This window comes from Thalassobaculum salexigens DSM 19539, assembly GCF_000423805.1.
Classification (GTDB): Bacteria; Pseudomonadota; Alphaproteobacteria; order Thalassobaculales; family Thalassobaculaceae; genus Thalassobaculum; species Thalassobaculum litoreum.
In genome coordinates this window covers 388370-408526 of record NZ_KE384094.1, presented here as the reverse complement: position 1 = coordinate 408526, position 20157 = coordinate 388370, and the positions used below count along the sequence as shown (strand labels likewise).

Here is a 20157-nt window from a genome sequence, read left to right as displayed (position 1 = left end):
AGCATGACACAGTGGGTCTACGGGTTCGGTGGCGGCTCTGCCGAGGGCCGTGCGGATATGCGCAATCTCCTGGGCGGCAAGGGCGCCAATCTGGCCGAGATGAGCTCCATCGGGCTGCCGGTGCCGCCGGGCTTCACGATCTCCACCGAGGTCTGCACCTACTACTACGACCACGGCGAGCAGTATCCCGAGGACCTGACCGACGCCGTCGAGGTCGCGATCAAGAAGATCGAGGACGAGGTCGGCATGGTGTTCGGCGACGCCGAGAACCCGCTGCTGGTCTCGGTGCGCTCCGGCGCCCGAGTCTCCATGCCGGGCATGATGGACACGGTCCTGAACCTCGGCCTCAACGACACCACGGTGGAAGGGCTGATCAAGCGCAGCAACGACGCGCGCTTCGCCTATGACAGCTACCGCCGCTTCATTCAGATGTATGCCGACGTCGTCATGGGCGTCGACCACGGCCATTTCGAGGAACTGCTGGAGCTGGCGAAGGAGGAGAAGGGCGTCTCCCTCGACACCGAGCTCAGCGCCGACGACATGAAGGCCCTCGTCGATCAGTTCAAGGCGAAGGTGAAGGAGCAGCTCGACGAGCCGTTCCCCGAGGACCCGCGCGACCAGCTCTGGGGTGCGATCACCGCCGTCTTCGGCTCCTGGCGCAACCAGCGGGCCAATGTATACCGCCGTCTGCACGGCATCCCGGAAAGCTGGGGCACCGCCGTCAACGTCCAAGCCATGGTGTTCGGCAATATGGGCGACGACTGCGCCACCGGCGTGGCCTTCACCCGCGATCCCTCGACCGGCGAGAACATGTTCTACGGCGAGTTCCTGGTGAACGCCCAGGGCGAGGACGTGGTCGCCGGCATCCGCACGCCGCAGAGCCTGACCGTCGCCGCCAAACGCAAGCAGGGCTCCGACCTGCCGGCGATGGAAGAGGTCATGCCGGAGGTGTTCCAGCAGCTCGACGACGTGCGCATCAAGCTCGAGACGCACTACCGCGATATGCAGGACATCGAGTTCACCGTGCAGCAGAAGAAGCTGTACATGCTGCAGACCCGCAACGGGAAGCGCACGGTCCACGCCGCCCTGCAGATCGCCGTCGACATGTGCGAGGAAGGCCTGATCACCGAGCGCGAGGCGGTGTCGCGGATCGAGCCCCAGGGCCTCGACCAGCTCCTGCATCCGACCCTCGATCCCGAGGCGGAACGCAACGTCATCGCCAAGGGGCTGCCGGCCTCGCCCGGGGCCGCTTCGGGCAAGGTTGTGTTCTCCGCCGACAACGCCGAGGCCGCCGCCCGCGAGGGCGAGCGGGTGATCCTGGTCCGCATCGAGACCAGCCCCGAGGACATCCACGGCATGCACGCCGCGGAGGGCATCCTGACCACCCGCGGCGGCATGACCAGCCACGCGGCCGTGGTCGCCCGCGGCATGGGTCGGCCCTGCGTGTCCGGCGCCGGCCAGATCCGCGTCGACTACGCCAACAAGACCTTCTTCGTCGGCGGCACCGAGGTGAAGGTCGGCGACCGCATCACCATCGACGGCGGCACCGGCGAGGTGATGCTCGGCGAGGTTCCGACCATCCAGCCGGAACTGTCGGGCAATTTCGCCAAGGTCATGGAATGGGCCGACGCGGCGCGCCGCATGCGCATCCGCGCCAATGCCGAGACCCCGGCCGACGCCCAGGTCGCCCGCGATTTCGGCGCCGAGGGCATCGGCCTGTGCCGCACCGAGCACATGTTCTTCGAGGGCGAGCGCATCATCGCCATGCGCGAGATGATCGTCTCCACCACCGAGGCCGGCCGCCGCGCGGCGCTGGCCAAGCTGCTGCCAATGCAGCGCGACGATTTCATCGAGCTGTTCCGGATCATGGAGGGCCTGCCGGTCACCATCCGCCTGCTCGACCCGCCGCTGCACGAGTTCCTGCCGCATACCGAAGAGGAGATGGAAGAGGTCGCCAAGGCCGCCGGCGTCTCCGTGGAGACGGTGAAGCGCCGGGCGCTGGAGCTGACCGAAAGCAACCCGATGCTCGGCCATCGCGGCTGCCGTCTGGCCATCAGCTATCCGGAGATCTCCGAGATGCAGGCCCGGGCGATCTTCGAGGCCGCGACCGAGATCGCCAAGCGCGGCGAGGCGCCGCTGCCGGAGGTGATGATCCCGCTGGCCGCCACCGACGCCGAGGTCCGCATCATCAAGGCGATCATCGACGACGTCGCCGGCCAGGTGGCCAAGGAGAGCGGGATCACGGTCGACTATCTGGTCGGCACGATGATCGAACTGCCGCGCGCCGCCCTGCAGGCCGACAAGATCGCGGTCGAGGCGGAGTTCTTCAGCTTCGGCACCAACGACCTGACCCAGACCACCTACGGCCTGTCGCGCGACGATGCCGGCGCCTTCATCCACTTCTACGAGGAGAAGGGCATCATCGAGGTCGACCCGTTCGTCAGCCTGGACCAGCAGGGGGTCGGCGAACTGGTGAAGATCGCGGCCGAGCGTGGCCGCAAGACCCGCCCGGACATCAAGCTCGGCATCTGCGGCGAGCATGGCGGCGATCCGTCCTCCATCGGTTTCTGCGAGGAGATCGGGCTGGACTATGTGAGCTGCTCGCCGTTCCGCGTGCCGATCGCGCGGCTGGCGGCGGCCCAGGCGACCATCGCCCAGGAGAAGGCGGCGGCGGAATAGGCCGCGCCGGGCAAATCAGCGGATGGTGCGCGCCCCTGGTTCCGGCTAAACCGGACCCATGGGCACGATCTCCTGCAATGCCGGACTGAGCTTCACGGCCGATCCGGCCAGAACCGCGCTGGTCGCCATCGACTTCCAGCGCGATTTCCTCGACCCCGGCGGCATGGTGGCCGCCTTGGGCGACGACATCGCGCCGATGCGGGCCATCATCCCCAACGCGGTCGCCCTGATCGCCGCCGCCCGGCAGGCCGGCCTCATGCTGGTTCACACCCGCGAGGGCTACGCGCCCGACCTTTCCGACATGCACGCGCTCAAGCGTGACCGCAAGGTGGCCGGAAGCGACGGGCCGCTGGGCCGCTTCCTCATCCGCGGCGAGCCGGGCCAGGACCACATCGCGGAGTGCCGCCCGGCCGCGGGGGAACTGGTCCTGGACAAGCCGGGCTTCGGCGCCTTCTACCGCACCGACCTGGAGGACCGCCTGCGCGCCCGGGGCGTGCAGGCGCTGATCCTGACGGGCGTGACCACCCAATGCTGCGTGGCGTCGACCATGCGCGAGGCGGTGGACCGCGGCTTCCGCTGCCTGACGGTGGAGGACGCCTGTGCCGCCACGGCGCCGGAGCTGCACGACGCGGCGATCTCGCTGATCTACGGCGAGAACAACCTGTTCGGCTGGGTCAGCGATACCGAGCGGGTGCTGGCGGGGCTCACGGCTTAACCCCTCGACGGGGTATCAGATCAACTGAAACACCCCGCCGCTGGCGCGGAAGCGGTGCAGCACGCTGAGGGTTCGGTCGACCGTGCCGGTCCGGTCCTCCGGCAATGCGTCCTGGGCAAAGAACCGTACGTCCAGGCTCTCATGCCCGTCGGCCTTCAATTCCCCCTCCCACGCCGTGGCGTGAAAGATCATCGCGTAGGCATAGAGCACGTCGCCGTGCGGATACGCCACCCGGTCGTGCTCCGGGTGGCTGGCGAAGCCGATCGGGGCAAGGGGGCCGGCGACGAGGCCTGTCTCTTCGCGCAGTTCGGTACGGGCCGTGTCCTCGATCGTCTGGCCCATCTCCGCCGAGCCGGCGGGCCAGCTCCACAGCTGGAAATCGCCGCGCCGGATCAGCAGGATCTCGCCGGCAGGGTTCTCCACGATCACCCGCGCCCCCGGCATCAGGACCGGACGCGGGCCGATGATCGCGCGGAGCCGGCCAAGATAGCTGTCGGCGAAGGATCCGCTCATGAGGTGCCTTGGACCCCGGTCACATGACCGCGCCGATCTGCCAGGGGATGAACTCGTTGTCGCCCATGCCCTGGGCCTCCGACTTGGTCGGCGAACCGGACGCCACGTCCAGCAGCCGGTCGAAGATCCGCTGGCCCATCTCCTCGATGGAGATCCCCTCGTCCAGCACCTCGCCGCAGTTGATGTCCATGTCGTCCGACATGCGGCTGTACATCGGCGTGTTGGTGGCGAGCTTCAGCGAGGGGGCGGGCTTGCAGCCGTAGACCGAGCCGCGGCCGGTGGTGAAGGCGACGACGTTGGAGCCGCTGGCCACCTCGCCGGTGATCGAGCACGGGTCGTAGCCGGGGCTGTCCATGAAGACGAAGCCCTTGGTGTCGATGGTCTCGCCGTATTTGTACACGCCGGTCAGGTTGGTGGTGCCGCCCTTGGCCGCCGCGCCCAGGGACTTCTCCAGGATGGTGGTAAGCCCGCCGCGCTTGTTGCCGGGCGAGGGGTTGTTGTTCATCTCGCCGCCGTTGCGGGCGGTGTAGTCCTCCCACCATTTGATCCGCTCGACCAGCTTCTCGCCGACCTCCTGGCTGACCGCCCGGCGGGTGAGCAGGTGTTCGGCGCCGTAGATTTCCGGCGTCTCGGCCAGCACCGCGGTGCCGCCATGGCGCACCAGCAGGTTCGCCGCCTCGCCCAGGGCCGGGTTGGCGGTCATGCCGGAATAGGCGTCGGAGCCGCCGCATTGCAGCGCCAGGGTCAGCTCGCTCGCCGGGCAGGTGCTGCGCCCGGCCTCGTTCGCCTTGGGCAGCATCTCCCGGATCATGCCCGAGCCCCAGTCGACGGTCTTCCGCAACCCGCCCGCGTCCTGGATGTTCATGGTCTGGAACGCGTCGCCGCGCTTGATGCCGTAGGCCTCCAGCAGGAAGTCGATCTGGTTGACCTCGCAGCCGAGCCCGACCATCAGAACGCCGGCGAAATTCGGATGCCGCGCCATGCCCCAGAGCACCCGCTGCAGGTTGGCGTAGCCCTCGCCGTCGCCGGCCATGCCGCAGCCGGTGGAGTGGGTGAGCGCCACCACGCCGTCCACATTCGGATACTGCTCCAGCACCTGCGGGGTGATCGCCTCGGCGATGTACCTCGCCGCGGTGGCCGAGCAGTTCACGCTGGTCAGCACGCCGATATAGTTGCGGGTGCCGATCCGGCCGCTGTCGCGCCTGAAGCCCTGGAAGGTCGCCTGTTCGCTGTTGTTGAAATAGGCGGTCGGCTTCACGTCCGCGCCGAACGCGTAGTCGCGTTCGAAATCCTGCATCTCGACGTTGTGCACGTGGACATGGGCGCCGGGCTCGATCGACTCGGTGGCGAAACCGATGATCTGGTCGTATTTGCGGATCGGCTCGCCCGCCGCGATCGGCTTGGTGGCGATCTTGTGGCCGGCCGGGATCGCGGCCTTGGTGGCGATGCCCTCGCCGGACAGCTCCACGCCGGGCGTGAGATCGAAGCGAGCGGTGATGACGTTGTCGGCCTTGCTCAGGCGCACGGTCAGTCGTTTGGCGTCCGAAGAGGCGGACATGGCGGGTTCTCCCTGGCGAATACGGTGGTCGTTTCTCGTTGGTCCGTCGCGGACGCGGCGAGCATAGCGCGACGGCGGGGGTGCCGGAAACGGGTGACGTGGTTTGCTCCCGACATGACCCTAACGCGTCATCCCGGGAGAGCCCGGACTTGATCCGGGGTCTGCCCGGGACCTTGCGCCAGGCGCCCAGACTGGGTCCCGGCCGAACTCCGGATCAGGCCCGGACCTCGCCGGGATGACGGGGTATGATGCATTTAGTTGCTTAAAGCATCTAATTTGGTGCTATCGTCACTCACATGACCGATGCTGCTGTCACCCTCGCTCCCGAAGTTGCCGCGTTCCGGCGGTTCAGCCGGTTCTACACGTCCTATATCGGCGCGCTCGGGCCGGACCATCAGGGCAGTGCGGTCTCACTCACCGAGATGCGCGTGCTCTACGAGATCGCCCATCGCGAGGGACCGACGGCCAAGGAGATCAGCGCCGACATGCGGGTCGATCCCGGCTATGTCAGCCGCCTGCTCAAGGGCTTCCGGGCCAAGGGCTGGATCGCCGCCGTGCCGGACGCCACCGACGGCCGGATCCGACGCCTGTCCCTGACCGGGGTCGGCCGGGCCGCCTTCACGCCCATGTACGACCGGGCCAATGTCGTGGCCGCCGAGGCCCTGGAAGCCCTGGCGCCTGAGGACCGCAGGCGACTGCTATCGGCCATGGGAACGATTCAGGCGATCATCGATCCGACGGCCGCGCCGGCGGAGCCTTATCTGCTGCGGCCGCACCGGCCCGGCGACATGGGCGAGGTGATCGCCGCCCATGGCAGGCTCTATGCCGCCGAATACGGGTTCGACATGAGCTTCGAGGCGCTGGTCGCCCGGATCGCCGCTGATTTCATCGACCAGTTCGACCCGGCCCGCCACTGCTGCTGGATCGCCGAGCGCGACGGCGTGGTGGTCGGCTCGGTCTTCATCGTCGACGCGGACGAGACCACCGCCAAGCTGCGCATGCTGTTCGTCGACGAAAGCGCGCGCGGCCTCGGTATCGGCAAGCGGCTGACCGAGGAGGCGATGCGCTTCGCCCGGTCGGCTGGCTACTCCCGCATGACCCTGTGGACCAACGACATCCTGACCGCCGCCCGCGAGATCTACCGCAAGGCCGGGTTCGACCATGTGGCCAGCGAGCCGCTGAACGCCTTCGGCGTGTCCATGGTGGCGGAGACCTGGGAACGCGACCTGTGAGCCCAGCCCCCACGAGCACCGGTCGATGAGCGCATCCCGGCCGCCCCTCGCGGTCATGACCGCAGCCTTCACCGGGGTGCAGGTCGGCCTCTCGATCGTCGCCAGCCGGGTGGCGGTGGACGATCTCGGCCCCACGGTGCTGGCGCTGTTCCGCTACAGCATCGGCGCCGCGATGATCCTGCCGCTGGCGGTGCATCTCGGCTGGCGCCGGATCCCCCTGCGCGATCTCTGGGTGATCGCCGCCCTGGGCATCGGCCAGTTCGGCATCCTGGTCGCCCTGCTGAACCTGGCGGTGATGCATATCTCCGCCGGCCTGGGCAGCCTGATCTTCGCCACCATGCCGGTGCAGACGGTGCTGATCTCGGCACTGCTCGGCCGTCAGGCGCTGACCCTGCGCCGGCTGGCCGGTGCCGCCCTGACCACGCTGGGGGTCGCGGCGGCGCTCAGCGACCGGCTGATCGGCGAGGCGGCTGGCGCGGGTCTGTGGATCGGCATCGCGGCCGCCCTGGCCAGTGCCTTCACCGGGGCGGTGTGCTCCGTGCTCTACCGACCCTACCTGACCCGATATCCCACGGTGCAGGTCAGCGGCCTCGCCATGGGGGCCTCGGTGCTGTTCCTGGCCGCACTGTCGCCCTTCGACGGCCCGCCGATCGGCTGGGACGCCCTGGGCGCCGCCCCCTGGGGGATCGTCGCCTTCATCGGCATCTTGAGCGGTGTCGGCTACATCACCTGGCTGTATTCCCTGCGCGAGATGGTGGCGACCGAGGTCACCCTGTTCCTTGCGCTGGCGCCGATCACCGCGTCGGCCCTGGGCGCGCTGCTGCTCGAGGAGACACTGGGCCTGGGCCTGTTCGCAGGGCTGGCGCTGGTGATCCTCGGCATGCGGCTGGCGCTCTCTCAAGCGTCGTCCTCTCCCTCATCGTCATCCCGGTGAGGTCCGGGCTCGACCCGGGGTTCGGCCGGGACCCAGCCACATCGTTCGGTGCAGGGTCCCGGGCAGACCCCGGATCCGGTCCGGGTTCTCCCGGGATGACGATTGAAGGGAAAGGCGGAGCGCGCTTTTCCACGGGATGACGCGGAGGATCGGCGCGTCCTAGACTTGCTCCATAACCGCGCGCCCGACCGGGAAAGCGCGGATCCATCCAGGAGGAAACGGATGTCCGATACGGATTTCAGCGGTCAGGCTGTGCTCATCACCGGCGGGGCGAGCGGGATCGGCTACGCCGCCGCCCAGGCCTTCGCCAAACGCGGCGCGCGGATCGCCATCGCCGACCTCAACCAGGACACGGCCCAGGCCCAGGCGGCGACCCTGGGCGACGGGCATATCGGGCTCGGCGGCGACGTCTCGACCGAGGCGACGGCCGACCGGCTGGTCTCGGCCACCATGGACGCCTTCGGCCGGATCGACGTGCTGATCAACTGTGCGGGCATGTCCGACACCTTCCTCGACACCATCGACCAGACCGCCGAGCACTGGCAGCGGCTGATCGACGTGCACCTGACCGGCACCTTCGTGATGTCGAAGCGGGCGGCGCGGGAGATGATCGCCGCCGGCTATGGGGTGGTGATCAACATCTCCTCCATCGCCGGCATCCTCGCCCTGCCGCGGCGCAACGCCTATACCGCCGCCAAGCACGGCGTCGTCGGGCTGACCCGCAACCTCGCCTGCGAATGGGCGCAGAAGGGCATCCGGGTGAATGCCATCGCCCCCGGCTATATCCGCACGCCGCTGGTCCAGAACCTGATCGACCAGGGCAAGATCGACGAGAAGAAGATCCGTCGCCGCACCCCGCTCGGCGAGATGCTGCCGCCGAGCGCCATCGCCGATGCCATGATCTTCCTCGCCTCGCCGCTGGCCCGCACGGTCACCGGCGTGAACCTGCCGGTGGACGGCGGCTACACGGTCTATGGCGGCATGGTCGACGCCGCCGAGATCGAGGACTGAGGATGGCGGGCGAGACCCTGATCCCCGGCTTCCGGTTCCCCGAGGTCACCCTGTCCCGCGATCCGGCCGCGCAGGAGGAGGCGCTGAAGGCCTGCGCCGTCGATCCGGCGGCGTGGGGCGGGCTGACCGAGCCGACCCTGTGGGGCAATGACGGGTTCCGCGCCATGTCGGCGGCGGGTCAGGAGATCGACGGCTACATCCATGTGGAGCAGCGGCTGACCCTGTCCGGTACGGTGCCGCTGGGCGAGGCGGTGCTGTTCTCCGGCGAGACCGTGTCGAACGAGGCGGTGCCGCGTGGCCGCCGCATCGTCCAGCGCTTCGAGGTCCGCCGGGCCGACCGGAGTCTGGCGGTGGTGTCGGAACATATCCGCCTGCTGCCCGATCTGGAGAAGATGGGCGCCAAGCCCAGTTCCGGCTCGGCGTCCGCACCAGATCCGGTGCCGGGCACGGCGATCGCTCGGAAGGTGATGCAGCCGCAGGACGTGGTCACCTATTCCAAGTCGGTGGGCAACGAGATCCATTTCGACCCGGAATTCGCCGCCCGCTACGGCTACCGCGCGCCGCTGGCACAGGGACTGATGACCATGACCTGGATGGCGGCCCATCTGGCCGATCGGCTGCGCGCCGCGCCGGTGGCGATGGTGGTGGCCCGGTTCAAGCGGCCGGTGTTCTGGGACGATCCGCTTACCCTGGTCGCGCAGGACCCGGAAGACGATCGCCAGGCCCAGCTCAGCGCGGTGAATGCGGAAGGCCGGGTCGCTTGCGATCTGCGGATGGAGATCGTGGCCTCAGCGTGAGCCGCGCGCGGCGGTTTCATCGCTCAACGCCAGATCCTTGCGAGTCTCGACGCCGGTGAGGTGGGCCATCAGCGTGCCGAAATCGGTTTCGATCTTCAGCGCCACCGGAATGGCCGGCGCGTCCTTCACCGGGCGGGCCACGTAGACCACCCGGTCGCGGGCGGTCTTGCTGTACTTGCTGGGATCCTTCCGTTCGCCGCCGAGCATGGCGTATTCCACCCGGCAGCGCCGCGCCTCGCCGCTGAAGATCGAGTAGCTGGTGGCCGGCAAGGTCTCCATGCCCTGGTCGCTGACCCGCAGGTCGTAGCGCCGGCGGCCGTCGAACACCGCGAACTCGCCGTCGCAGGTCCCCGTCTGGCTCATTGTCCGCGAGACCTGGGCGATCACGGTCAGCGGGTCGATGGTTCCGGTCTCCGCATCCTCCGGCAGGGCGGTCACCTCCTCGGGATCCGGGGCCGGGTCGATGCGGGTCTCGGTCACCTCGCCGTCGGGGCCGTAGGTCAGGATCACCGAGCGCTGCTCGTCCCCGCGCCATCCGAAATTCGTGTGCCGGTCCGGCACCGCGCGGCGACCGTCGAACCGACCGGCCGACCGGGTCTCGCCGCGCCAGCCGAAGAACACGCTGAGGATGCCCCGGGTCTCCGCCTTCGCCGTCACGGCGTAGCGGCGCGTCTCCGGCGCGAACTCGGACTCCGCGCTCAGGATGTGCAGCCCGCCGAAATAGACCTCGTAGGTGGCGCGCATCGGGCCGCCGGCGGCCAAAGCGGGCGTGGAAAACGCGATCAGAAAGGTGACGAGCAGGAGGCGGTTCACGAAACTCTCCGGCAATGGTCGTTAACCTTGGTCCCTTCAAGATCGGTCGCGCGGGCGGATCGTCAATATCCCGGCGCGTCTAACGCCGCTCCGCCGGGTCGGAGATGTCGTCCTCGTCCTCCACCGGGGCGGCCCGCGCGTCCCGCCGGACCCAGATCGCCGCGGCAACGATCAGGATCGCCCCGAGCAGGGTGTTGCCCTCCGGCACGTGGTCGAAGATCAGGAACCCGAAGGCGGCCGCATAGAGCAGCCGGGTGTATTCCAGCGGCGACAGGGCGGAGGCCTCGGCGCTGCGGTGGGCGCGGATCATGGTCCACTGCGCCGCCCCCATCAGCAGGCAGAGCAGGGCGATCCAGCCCCACTGCTCCAGGCTCGGCATGATCCATCCGGTGGTGCCCGGGATCGCCACCACGGCGAGCACCACGGCCGATTGCCAGATCATCATGGTGGAGGTCCGTTCCACCTGGGCCAGCGTGCGTACGACCAGCATCGTGCCGGCCGTCATCGCCGCGGCGAGGACGGCGAAGACCGCCATCGGATCGACCATCGAACTGGCGCTGGGGGCGAGCACCACGGCCACCCCGGCGAAACCCAGCGCCATCGCGCCCCACCGGGTCACGGTCATCCGCTCGCGCAGCAGCAGGCCGCCGAGCAGCACCACGAAGAACACCTTGGTGAAATGCAGGGTCGTGGATTCCGCCAGGGACAGATGCACCACGGCGGTGAAGCCGAGCAGCATCGAGCCGGCCGAGAGCAGGCCGCGGAACAGATTGAGGCTCGGGCGCTCGGCCCGCAGCACCTCGCCCCGGGACTGCACCATCGCGGGCACCAGAATCGCCATGACGCCGAGCTGCCGCAGCAGCAGGAGCTGGGTGGTCGGCAGGCTCTGCCCGAGCCATTTGAACAGGGCCAGCATGATCGCGAAGATCAGGGCGGTGAGCATGTACCATGCGGCCGGGGAAACCGCCGGAGCGCGGAAGTCCGATACCGATGCCACTGGCCGGCCCTGATCAGGTTGTACCGCCCATTCTACTGACGCGGGCAGGAGGGCGTGAACGGTGGCCGACAGCGCAAGATTTTGCAACCGGCAAAACATTCTCTTATCGGTGGTGGCGCTTGTTTGCGGAGACCGCGCCGGCTAGCGGTCACGGTCGCTCCTGACCAAGGGGAGAAAGATCTTGTCCACCCAGGCGGTTCGTAGCTCCGGCGAGGGGGGCGAGAACGACATGATGGCGTGATAGCGGAAGAGGTCGCTCAGCAACGTGACGACCGGTGGGGCGAGGCAGTGCTCCTCGATCTCGCCGCGATCCGCCGCCCGGCGCAGAATGCCGCCCAAGGTATCGTTGCCGCCGGCGCCGAGCGCCTCCCGGAAGTCCTGCGGCGTGGAGGCGGTTTCCTGGAAGTATCCACTGGCGAAAACGGAGAAGGCCGCAGCGATGCCTTGGGCACGTTTCGAGGCCCGGTCCAGATACTCCAGGAGTTCGCCCCGGAGATCGCCTGACTCGGCCACGGCCATCGGGTGGTTTTCCAGCTCCTTGCGGATCGCCGCGATGGCAAGGTCGGCGGTGCTCGACCATCGGCGGGCAATTACCGGCCGGCTCGTGCCGGCCCGCGCGGCCACCCCTTCCATGGTCAGTCCGGCGTAGCCCCGTTCCGTCAGTTCCATCCAGGCGGCCTCCAACAGGGCCGCTTCCAGATCCGCGCCGCGACGGCGTTCCTTCATGCGTCAGTCACCCCAATAAGATGCATCAATGCATCTTGACTCGATCGTTCGGTCATCTCTATAAGATACGAAAATGCATCTTATTTGCGGAGCCATGCACGTGACAAGCCCCAACTCTCTGATCCGTCGGATCGCCACCGGAACGTGGCTTGCCGCCACAGCACTGACGATCGCCTTTCCAGACGCCGCCCAGGCGGGGTCCGCCGCGAAGAAAGACCCAGCGTCGGCTGCCGTTCTCGCTTCCGGCGCCGAGACCAAGAAGGACGCAGAGACCAAGAAGGATGACGACCATTGGACGGTGGGAGCCGGCGCGGCCTGGACCCCCAAATTCAAGGGATCGGACGACTACGAAATCGAACCGGTGCCGCTGGTCGATGTGACGTATGGCCGGTTCTTCGCCAGGACCGGAGACGGAATCGGCGTCAACGTGCTTCAGACCCCCGTCTTCGCCGCCGGGGTCGCCGTCAACTGGATGCGGGGATATGACGACGACGACGTGCCGGACGGGGTCGAGGGGGCCGACGACGCTCTGGGCGCCCGCCTTTTTCTGTCGGCGCGCTTCAATGGCGCGGTGGCGACGCTCGAGGCGACCCAGGGGGTGAGCGATACCGACCGGGGAATGACCGTGGGGGTGGGGCTGGCCTATCCGGTGCACGCGACCGATCGGCTGACGCTCACGCCCAGCCTCGGGGTGACTTGGGCCAACGAGAAATTCATGGACGGATATTTCGGCATCGACGGGGCCGAGGCGTCGTCATCGGGCTTGCGGAGCTACGCGCCCGGAAGCGGCTTCCGGGACGTCACCCTGCGCCTGAGCGCTCGTTATCGGGTGACCGACTCCCTAAGTGCTGTCGGGTCCATCGGCGTGTCGCACCTGCTCGACGAGGCGGCGAACAGTCCTCTGGTGGAGGAACGGACACAGCCCCTGGGCCTGATCGGCCTGACCTACAGCTTCTGACCGGCCCATGCCGGACCCGAAGAATCACGGGCGTTCACGGGGAAGGACCGGCCCACGCCTCCGGCTTGGCCGCTATGTGAGGAGTACCGCCCTGCGGCTTCGCGGAACTCTGGACCACGAGGTCGTACCGGTCTTGGTCATGCTGGCCCTGGTGCTTCTCATCGGTGTACTTCAGAAGATCTTCGTCGACCTCTACATCTAGAGTAGATCGTGCGGTGACGGGATCACTTCGTGATCGCGTCAGCGTGCGTGAATCTTCGCTATCGCATTGTTTTATCCACAAATTCACCGACCATATTGGACCGTGAACTGATTCAATATGGTCGGATTTGGCTTTAGGGCAGATGACGCGGGACGGCCTTTCGTCCGGCGCCACGGAACACCTGCTCGGCTGACAGGGCGCGAAGAAGATAGCCTTCCATTGGAGCCAGGGGACGTTTGGACATCGCGAGGCAGACCGACAATGGGTGCGACCGATACGCAACCGCATATCTCCCGGCCCGCACGCCGGCGACACCGCCGCCGCACCCCGCCCGGAGCGGCGCCCGGAACGCTGGTCGCGGATCCCGAGGCTCAGGGCTCGTCGATCTCGGCCATCGGCTATGACGCCGGGCGGTTCTTCGAGAAACACGATCTGACGGTCGAGGACGTGACCGCGCTGAAAGGCACGGCGGGCACCCTGTGGGTCGACGTCACCGGCCTGGCGGATATCGCGCTGATCGAGCGGCTCGGCGCCCTGTTCGGCCTGCACGGCCTGGCGTTGGAGGATGTGATCAACGTCCACCAGCGGCCCAAGTTCGAGGAATACGACGACCAGCTCTTCATCGTCACCCGCATGGCGCCGGAAGGGCGCGGGGTGGAGACGCGGCAGATGGCCATGCTGCTGGGCCAGGGCTTCGTGCTGTCGTTCCGCGACGACCGGGCCGATTGCCTCGGGCTGGTGCGCGACCGGCTGCGGCGCGAGAACGGCAAGATCCGCCAGTACGGTGCCGACTACCTCGCCTATGCCCTGATCGATGCGGTGGTCGACGGATATTTCCCGGCGGTGGAGGCGATCGGCGAGGATCTGGAGGCGTTGGAGGAGGCGGTGATCCTGCATCCGCAGGAAGGTCAGATCCATGAGGTCTATCGGGTCCGCCGCGACCTGCTGGACATGCGGCGCGCGATCTGGCCGCACCGCGATCTGGTGAACGCCCTGATCCGCGACGACAGTCCGCTGATCGATGGTCGCACCCGGGTGTTCCTGCGCGACTGCTACGACCACGTGGCCCAGCTCATGGACATCGTGGAGACCGAGCGTGAGATCGCCTCCAACCTGGTGGACGTCTATCACTCCTGCATGAACGCCCGGCTCAACGACATCATGAAGATGCTGACGCTGATCGCGACGATCTTCATGCCCCTGAGCTTCATCGCCAGCCTCTACGGCATGAATTTCGACCGGGACGCCTCCGAGTGGAACATGCCGGAGCTGGGCTGGCGCTACGGCTATCCGTTCGCCCTGGGGCTGATGGCCGTGTGCGGCCTCTCCATGCTGGTCTATTTTCTGCGCAAGCACTGGATCGGGCTGCCGAAGACCCGGCGCCGGCGCTCCAGGAAATCCTAGCGCCGGCCCGTCCCGACTCTGTGCATAACCGTCCCGCGGCCTTGGTTATCGGACGCTTGAGCTAACCCCGGTTCGGTGTCATGTAACGCGTCGCTGGCGGGGGCCGATCGGATGCTCCCGGTTACGGTCGCGGCCCGCCCGGCAATGTGCCGTTTGTTGTCTTCGCAGGTCCTTCCATGTCCCATTCTAACAGGCGTGACGTGATCCAGGGCGCGGGTGCCGCGCTGCTGGCCGTTCTCGCGCATCCGCACCTCGCCCGGGCCGCGGCTCCTACCCTGTCCTTCGGACAGCCCTTCGAATTCGGCTACGAGGCGCTGGTCGACCGCGCCCGCGAGATGGCCGCCACCCCCTATGCGGCGGCGCCCATCGTCGCCCCCGACGTCATCGAGGCGATCGACTACGACGCCCACGGCAAGCTGCGCTACCGCCCCGACGAGGCGGTGTTCGGCGACGGCTCCGGCAATTATCCGGTCACCTTCTTCCATGTCGGTCGCTACTTCGCGCGCGGCGTGAAGATGCACACCCTGATGGACGGCCATGCGCGGCAGGTGCGTTACAGCCCCGAGCTGTTCGACATGCCGGCGGACAGCGTCGCCAAGCAGCTTCCCAGCGATGTCGGCTTCGCCGGCTTCCGCTTTCAGGAGAGCCGGTCGCGGGACGACTGGCGGACCCAGGACTGGCTGGCCTTCCTCGGCGCCAGCTACTGGCGGGCGATCGGCGATCTCGGCCAGTACGGCCTGTCCGCCCGCGGCGTGGCCATCGACAGTGCCACGCCGGGCCCGGAGGAGTTCCCCGAGTTCCGCGAGTTCTATCTGACCCCGGCGGCGCGCAAGGACGATCCCAACGTCATCCTGGCCCTGCTGGACGGTCCCGGCATAACCGGCGCCTACAGGATCACCGCGCGGCGCACCAAGGGCGTGGTGATGGAGGTCGAGGCGCGGCTGTTCCTGCGCCGCGACATCGAGCGCCTGGGCATCGCCCCGCTGACCTCGATGTACTGGTACGGCGAGAGCAACGCCGAGATCAGCAGCGACTGGCGTCCGGAGATCCACGACTCCGACGGGCTGGCGATCTGGACCGGCAATGGCGAGCGGATCTGGCGGCCGCTCACCAACCCGCGCGTCCCGAACGTCTCCTCCTTCCTGGACGAGAACCCCAAGGGCTTCGGGCTGATGCAGCGCGACCGGAACTTCGAGCACTATCTCGACGGTGTGTACTACGACCGCCGACCGAGCCTGTGGATCGAGCCGGTCGGCGACTGGGGCCGCGGCTCGGTGCAGCTCATGGAGCTGCGCACCGACGACGAGATCCACGACAATATCGGCGCCTTCTGGGTGCCCGAGGGTCCGGCGCGGGCCGGCAACAGCTACACCTTCAAGTACCGGCAGTACTGGCAGACCGACATGCCGACCCCGCCGCGCCCGGTTGCGGTCTGCGTGTCGACCCGCCTCGGCCATGGCGGACGGCCCGGCCAGACCCGGCAGACCGACGCCCGCAAGTTCGTGGTCGAGTTCGACGGTCCGGCGCTGTCGGCGCTGAAGGACGGCGAAGAGCCCGAGGCGGTGGTCGCGGCCTCATCGGGCCGGGTGGACGACGCTTTCGCCGAGAAGGTCCCCGGCACCAAGCGGTGGCGGATCATCTTCGACCTCTATCCGAACGTCCCGGACCCGTCGGAATTGCGCGCCTTCCTGCGCACGGACGCTGGCGCGCTGACGGAAACCTGGCTGTATCGGTACGACCCGCTGCCGCGCTGAAGGGCGGGGGAGGCGCCCGCTCCTCCTCACCTCCCGGCCTCTCCGTCTCCCCCCACAGTCTCCCCGGCCCTGCGCCGGGGCCCCGGGGACCGCTTGCCGGAGCGGCGGAGAATCATCGCCGGGCACTCCAGCCGCGTCTTTCCCGGATCCCGGCGCGGGGCCGTGGAGGGCAGGCTTCCCCTATGCCGGCAGGGAGAGCAGGGTGTCGAAGGTCCGCCGGTCGCCGAGCAGCCGCATGCGCTCCACCGGGCGTAGCCAGCCGAGCGCCTCGGCCCGGGTGCGGGCGTCGGCCACCTTGGCGGCGGCGGTCAGCATCTCGACATCCGGATGGCCGCGCTCGGCCAGCCAGTGATCGCCCGCCAGGGCGAAGTGCCGGTCGGCGAGCGCCGGATCGCCCAGCAGCCGGCCCAGCGACACCTCCGCCAGGTCCGCCTCGGCCGCCTCCCGCTCGGTCCGGGCGGCGGTGACCAGGGCCGGGATCTCGCGCTCCTCCGGGATCACCAGGATTCCCAGCGCGGCCAGCTTGCGGCCGAGCCACGCGCTGCCGCTGCCCCAGGACAGCGGGATCGACAGGATCCACCCGGCCAGCACCGGCGACAGCCAGGCCAGGACCGGCATGGACAGCGGCGCGATGGCGGCGACCACCACCAGGCCGAGGGCGGTATGGCCGAGATGGAACCGCACCGCCTCGCGCAGCCCCATGCCACCGTCGTCGCGGCGCTGCGGCCCCCAGCCGGAATCGGTGCCGCGCAGGATCGACCAGACGTGGCGCGACTGGATCAGCATCATGATCGGCGCGAACAGGGCCGAGAGCAGCACCTCGAAGATCCAGCCGACGACCAGCCGCCGGGCGTCGCCGAAACTCTTCACCACCGAGCGGTCGATCATCGCGCGCAGCAGGCCGATGATCTTGGGCACCAGCAGCGCGCCGATGGTCAGCACAAAGAGCAGGATCATCCGCTCGCTGTCGAAGCGCGGCCAGGTCGGGAACAGCTGGAACGCCTCGGTGAAGTATTTCGGCCGCAGCAGATAGGCCTGCACCGTCAGCCCGACACCGACCAGGATCAGGGCGAACCAGAGCGGCGAGGAGAGATAGCTCATCACGCCGTTCAGCAGGTGCATCCGGCTCGGCCAGCGCAGGCCGCGCGCGCCGATCACCGCCAGGTGCTGGATGTTGCCCTGGGCCCAGCGCCGGTCGCGCATGGCGAAGTCGAGCAGCGACGGCGGCGAGGATTCCCACGATCCGCCGATCTCCGGCGCCATCTGCACCGCCCAGCCGGCCCGGCGCAGCAGGGCGGCCTCGACGAAGTCGTGGCTCATGATCGTGCCGCCGAACGGCTTGCGGCCCGGCAGCCGGGGCAGGCCGCAGGCCTGGGCGAAGGCCTGGGTGCGGATGATCGCGTTATGGCCCCAGAAATTGCCGTCGTCGCCCTGCCAGGCGGCGACCCCCCGGGCGACGATCGGGCCGTAGATCCGGCCGGCGAACTGCTGCATGCGGGCGAACAGGCTGTCGCGGCCGATCAGCACTGGGACCGTCTGCACCAGGCCGAGCGCGGGATCCGCCGCCATGCGCTCGCGCAGGGCCAGGATGGAGGCCGCGGTCATCAGGCTGTCGGCGTCGAGCACCAGCATGGTTTCGTAGCGCCCGCCCCAGCGGGTGACGAAATCGTGGATGTTGCCGGACTTGCGGTCGATGTTGCGCGCCCGGTGGCGGTACCAGACCTTCATCGTGCTGCCCAGCCGCTCGCGCAGTCTGACGACGGCGGCGGTCTCCACCACCCAGACGGTGGGGTCTGTGGTGTCCGACAGGATGAAGATCTCGAACCCGCCGGCGGCGCCGGTCCGCTCCAGATCCTCGGCGATCGCAGCCAACGCGCCGGTGGTGGCGGCCGGGTCCTCGTTGTAGACCGGCATCACCAGGGCGCAGAGGCCGGGCGCCTCCTGCGGCAGAGCCGTTCCGGAGCCGGCGCTGGGCTGCAGCGATCTCAGCAGGCCGGCGAGGGCGGAGGTGGTGGACATGGAGATCCACCAGAAGGTCACGGTGAAGATCGCGACCAGCAGGGCCTGCAGCGCGGTCACTTCGCCGACCGCCACGGCCAGTGCCATCTGCCGGGCCGCGAGCGCGGTCAGCAGCAGCGCGCCGCCGAAGACGACCAGCCGGGCGATGAAGGTGGCCGTCCAGGGACGGCCGCGCGTGCGCACCTGCGCCCGCACCATGCGGCGGAAGGTCTGGGTCGGCATGTCCAGCGGCATGCCGGGCGGCGTCGACGGATAGTCCGCCGGGCGATCGGCCCAGTGATCGGCCCAGTGATCGGCCCGGCGTTCGGCCAAGCGATCGGCTGGCGCCGGCGGGTCGGTTTCTACGCGCTGGTCCATCGGTACAGCCAGGTTTCGCTCACGGGGCCGGCATCGCCGACCAGGACCACGCGCAATTCGACCAGGGACTCGTCGCCCGGGTCCACTTCGAAGCTGACCCGGTAGGAACCGTCCACCGGATTAGGCTCGGCCATGACGTTCAGGATCACGCCGTTGGACTGGCTGACCTCGGCGCGGGGCATGCGTTCGATGGCCGGCAGGCCGACGAAGTCGATAACGAAGAGCCGTCGCCGGCCGTCGCCGCCGCGTCCGCCGCGGGTGGCGGCGACGCGGGCCAGCGGAACGTTGTCCGGCGGCGTGCTGCAGTAGTGCAGCCGGTAGGACAGGTCGGTCCGGCTGCCCGGCTCGAACGGGGCGCTCGGACGCCAATAGGCGACGATGTTGTCGTTGGTCTCCGCGTCGGTCGGGATCTCGACCAGGATGACCGAACCGGGACCCCACTCGCCGACCGGCTCCACCCAGGTGGAGGGCCGCAGGTCGAACCGGCTGTCCAGGTCCTGGAAATCGGCGAAGTGGCGGTTGCGTTGGACCAGACCGAAGCCGCGCGGGTTGGTGTCCTGGAAGGCCGAGATCTGCAGGCGCGACGGATTGGCCAGTGGACGGAAGATCCGCTCGCCGTTGCCGGTGAGCATCTGCAGCCCGTCCGAATTGTGCACGGCGGTGCGGAAGTCGTCGTAGCCCGCCCGCGCCGAGGCGTCGTACAGGAACATGGAGGTCAGGGGTCCGAGCCCGATCTTGGCCACCTGCCGGCGCGGAAACAGAACCGTGTCCACGTCGATCACGGTCGACTCCCCCGGGCGGATCTGGAACCGGTAGGCGCCGGCGATCGACGGGCTGTCCATGAGCGCAAGGACCGTCATGGTCGAGTCGCCCTGCACCGGCCTGATCAGCCAGAAGGCGGTGAAGTCGGGGAATTCCTCGCCGTCGGCATCGGCGGTGTTGATGGCGAGGCCGCGGGCCGACACGCCGTAGCGCTGGCCGGAGCCGGCCGCCCTGAAGCGGGTGCCGCCCTGGAACACCGCGAACTCGTCCAGGCGGTCCGGCGCGTTGATCGGGGCCCGGGCACGGAAGCCGGTGAAGGCGAGATCCGTGTCCGAGGCGGGCGGCGTGACCCGGGGGCCGTAGTCGAACATCTCCGGCGACAGGGTCACCGGATGCCCGCCGGTCCCGTCGACGTCATAGACCTCCACCGGCCGCATGAAGCGGAAGCCCGGATGGAACAGATCGACCTCGAAGCCGAGCCCCTGCTCGACCCACAGGGCGTGCTCCCGGCGGAAGCGGATGTCGTGATACTGATCGTAGGTCAACTCGGCCAGCTCGCCCGGTCCCGCCGGGGGCCGGTCGCCGAACTCGCGCTCGGCCAGGGCCTGAGCCTGGGCGACCACGTCCCCGAAGCCGGTGGGTGCCTCGTCGTCCGCCCAGGCCGTCCGCATTCCCAGACCGTTGGCGCCCGACAGGGCTGCGGCGCTCCACAGCAGGCCACGCACC

The 20157-nt window shown here is 68.6% G+C and carries 16 protein-coding genes; 9 read left to right on the top strand and 7 right to left on the bottom strand.

Annotated elements, in window-relative coordinates:
• Positions 1–3 precede the first annotated feature (3 nt).
• Both ppdK and G578_RS0117140 read left to right on the top strand, forming a co-directional pair.
• Entirely contained in the window at positions 4–2679 is a 2676-nt protein-coding gene (gene ppdK, locus G578_RS0117145; RefSeq protein ID WP_028795292.1) for a pyruvate, phosphate dikinase, read from the top strand.
• A 58-nt stretch (positions 2680–2737) separates the two neighbouring features.
• Entirely contained in the window at positions 2738–3394 is a 657-nt protein-coding gene (locus G578_RS0117140) for a cysteine hydrolase family protein (protein ID WP_038015150.1), read from the top strand.
• 15 nt (positions 3395–3409) lie between these two features.
• On the opposite strand, the gene G578_RS26805 is transcribed toward G578_RS0117140, so the two are convergent.
• Both G578_RS26805 and G578_RS0117130 read right to left on the bottom strand, forming a co-directional pair.
• The gene (locus G578_RS26805) at positions 3410–3907 is read right to left on the bottom strand and encodes an NUDIX hydrolase (RefSeq protein WP_051244957.1); all 498 of its coding nucleotides are present in this window, start codon (positions 3905–3907) and stop codon (positions 3410–3412) included.
• A 19-nt stretch (positions 3908–3926) separates the two neighbouring features.
• Positions 3927–5465, bottom strand: a complete 1539-nt coding sequence (locus G578_RS0117130) for a UxaA family hydrolase (RefSeq protein WP_028795290.1) — start codon at positions 5463–5465, stop codon at positions 3927–3929.
• A 296-nt stretch (positions 5466–5761) separates the two neighbouring features.
• Between G578_RS0117130 and G578_RS0117125 the strand changes: the two genes are divergently transcribed.
• The 4 genes from G578_RS0117125 to G578_RS0117110 all read left to right on the top strand — a co-directional run bounded on the left by G578_RS0117125 (position 5762) and on the right by G578_RS0117110 (position 9439).
• Complete coding sequence (locus tag G578_RS0117125; protein ID WP_028795289.1) at positions 5762–6697, top strand: bifunctional helix-turn-helix transcriptional regulator/GNAT family N-acetyltransferase; 936 nt, start codon at positions 5762–5764, stop codon at positions 6695–6697.
• Positions 6698–6722: 25 nt separating this feature from the next.
• Positions 6723–7631, top strand: a complete 909-nt coding sequence (locus tag G578_RS0117120) for a DMT family transporter (protein ID WP_028795288.1) — start codon at positions 6723–6725, stop codon at positions 7629–7631.
• Between the two features lie 222 nt (positions 7632–7853).
• A complete protein-coding gene (locus tag G578_RS0117115; RefSeq protein ID WP_028795287.1) occupies positions 7854–8642 on the top strand; it encodes an SDR family NAD(P)-dependent oxidoreductase in 789 nt (262 codons plus the stop codon).
• A gap of 2 nt (positions 8643–8644) precedes the next feature.
• A complete protein-coding gene (locus tag G578_RS0117110) occupies positions 8645–9439 on the top strand; it encodes a MaoC family dehydratase (protein WP_028795286.1) in 795 nt (264 codons plus the stop codon).
• Here the strand turns inward: G578_RS0117110 and G578_RS0117105 are convergent.
• From G578_RS0117105 to G578_RS0117095, 3 genes are all read right to left on the bottom strand, one after another.
• Positions 9431–10252, bottom strand: a complete 822-nt coding sequence (locus tag G578_RS0117105) for a DUF3108 domain-containing protein (RefSeq protein WP_028795285.1) — start codon at positions 10250–10252, stop codon at positions 9431–9433. The two genes, G578_RS0117110 and G578_RS0117105, sit on opposite strands and share 9 nt — an antisense overlap.
• A 79-nt stretch (positions 10253–10331) precedes the next feature.
• Entirely contained in the window at positions 10332–11195 is an 864-nt protein-coding gene (locus G578_RS26800; protein WP_051244956.1) for a DMT family transporter, read from the bottom strand.
• 195 nt (positions 11196–11390) lie between these two features.
• On the bottom strand, positions 11391–11975 hold the full coding sequence (locus tag G578_RS0117095; RefSeq protein WP_028795284.1) for a TetR/AcrR family transcriptional regulator: 585 nt from the start codon (positions 11973–11975) through the stop codon (positions 11391–11393).
• 100 nt (positions 11976–12075) lie between these two features.
• On the opposite strand from G578_RS0117095, the gene G578_RS26795 reads away from it, so the two are divergent.
• The 3 genes from G578_RS26795 to G578_RS0117075 all read left to right on the top strand — a co-directional run bounded on the left by G578_RS26795 (position 12076) and on the right by G578_RS0117075 (position 16293).
• The gene (locus G578_RS26795; RefSeq protein WP_169400875.1) at positions 12076–12933 is read left to right on the top strand and encodes a MipA/OmpV family protein; all 858 of its coding nucleotides are present in this window, start codon (positions 12076–12078) and stop codon (positions 12931–12933) included.
• A gap of 463 nt (positions 12934–13396) precedes the next feature.
• Complete coding sequence (corA, locus tag G578_RS26790; RefSeq protein ID WP_051244954.1) at positions 13397–14539, top strand: magnesium/cobalt transporter CorA; 1143 nt, start codon at positions 13397–13399, stop codon at positions 14537–14539.
• Between the two features lie 176 nt (positions 14540–14715).
• The gene (locus tag G578_RS0117075) at positions 14716–16293 is read left to right on the top strand and encodes an OpgD/OpgG family glucan biosynthesis protein (protein WP_028795283.1); all 1578 of its coding nucleotides are present in this window, start codon (positions 14716–14718) and stop codon (positions 16291–16293) included.
• A 180-nt stretch (positions 16294–16473) separates the two neighbouring features.
• On the opposite strand, the gene mdoH is transcribed toward G578_RS0117075, so the two are convergent.
• Together mdoH and G578_RS26780 are read right to left on the bottom strand one after the other, a co-directional pair.
• Positions 16474–18669 (bottom strand): glucans biosynthesis glucosyltransferase MdoH, encoded by a 2196-nt coding sequence (mdoH, locus tag G578_RS26785; protein ID WP_084618979.1) that lies wholly within the window; start codon positions 18667–18669, stop codon positions 16474–16476.
• Entirely contained in the window at positions 18654–20156 is a 1503-nt protein-coding gene (locus G578_RS26780; protein WP_211228949.1) for an OpgD/OpgG family glucan biosynthesis protein, read from the bottom strand. The genes mdoH and G578_RS26780 overlap by 16 nt, the downstream gene beginning before the upstream one ends.
• Position 20157: the final 1 nt, after the last annotated feature.

Excerpts from the sequence above, each read along its gene's own strand:
- G578_RS26805 (WP_051244957.1), bottom strand. The coding sequence starts at position 3,907 with ATGAGCGGATCCTTCGCCGACAGCTATCTTGGCCGGCTCCGCGCGATC.
- mdoH (WP_084618979.1), bottom strand. The coding sequence starts at position 18,669 with ATGGACCAGCGCGTAGAAACCGACCCGCCGGCGCCAGCCGATCGCTTG.
- corA (WP_051244954.1), top strand. The coding sequence starts at position 13,397 with ATGGGTGCGACCGATACGCAACCGCATATCTCCCGGCCCGCACGCCGG.
- G578_RS26800 (WP_051244956.1), bottom strand. The coding sequence starts at position 11,195 with ATGCTCACCGCCCTGATCTTCGCGATCATGCTGGCCCTGTTCAAATGG.
- G578_RS0117115 (WP_028795287.1), top strand. The coding sequence starts at position 7,854 with ATGTCCGATACGGATTTCAGCGGTCAGGCTGTGCTCATCACCGGCGGG.
- G578_RS0117130 (WP_028795290.1), bottom strand. The coding sequence starts at position 5,465 with ATGTCCGCCTCTTCGGACGCCAAACGACTGACCGTGCGCCTGAGCAAG.
- G578_RS0117140 (WP_038015150.1), top strand. The coding sequence starts at position 2,738 with ATGGGCACGATCTCCTGCAATGCCGGACTGAGCTTCACGGCCGATCCG.
- G578_RS0117075 (WP_028795283.1), top strand. The coding sequence starts at position 14,716 with ATGTCCCATTCTAACAGGCGTGACGTGATCCAGGGCGCGGGTGCCGCG.
- G578_RS0117095 (WP_028795284.1), bottom strand. The coding sequence starts at position 11,975 with ATGAAGGAACGCCGTCGCGGCGCGGATCTGGAAGCGGCCCTGTTGGAG.
- ppdK (WP_028795292.1), top strand. The coding sequence starts at position 4 with ATGACACAGTGGGTCTACGGGTTCGGTGGCGGCTCTGCCGAGGGCCGT.
- G578_RS0117125 (WP_028795289.1), top strand. The coding sequence starts at position 5,762 with ATGACCGATGCTGCTGTCACCCTCGCTCCCGAAGTTGCCGCGTTCCGG.
- G578_RS0117110 (WP_028795286.1), top strand. The coding sequence starts at position 8,645 with ATGGCGGGCGAGACCCTGATCCCCGGCTTCCGGTTCCCCGAGGTCACC.
- G578_RS0117120 (WP_028795288.1), top strand. The coding sequence starts at position 6,723 with ATGAGCGCATCCCGGCCGCCCCTCGCGGTCATGACCGCAGCCTTCACC.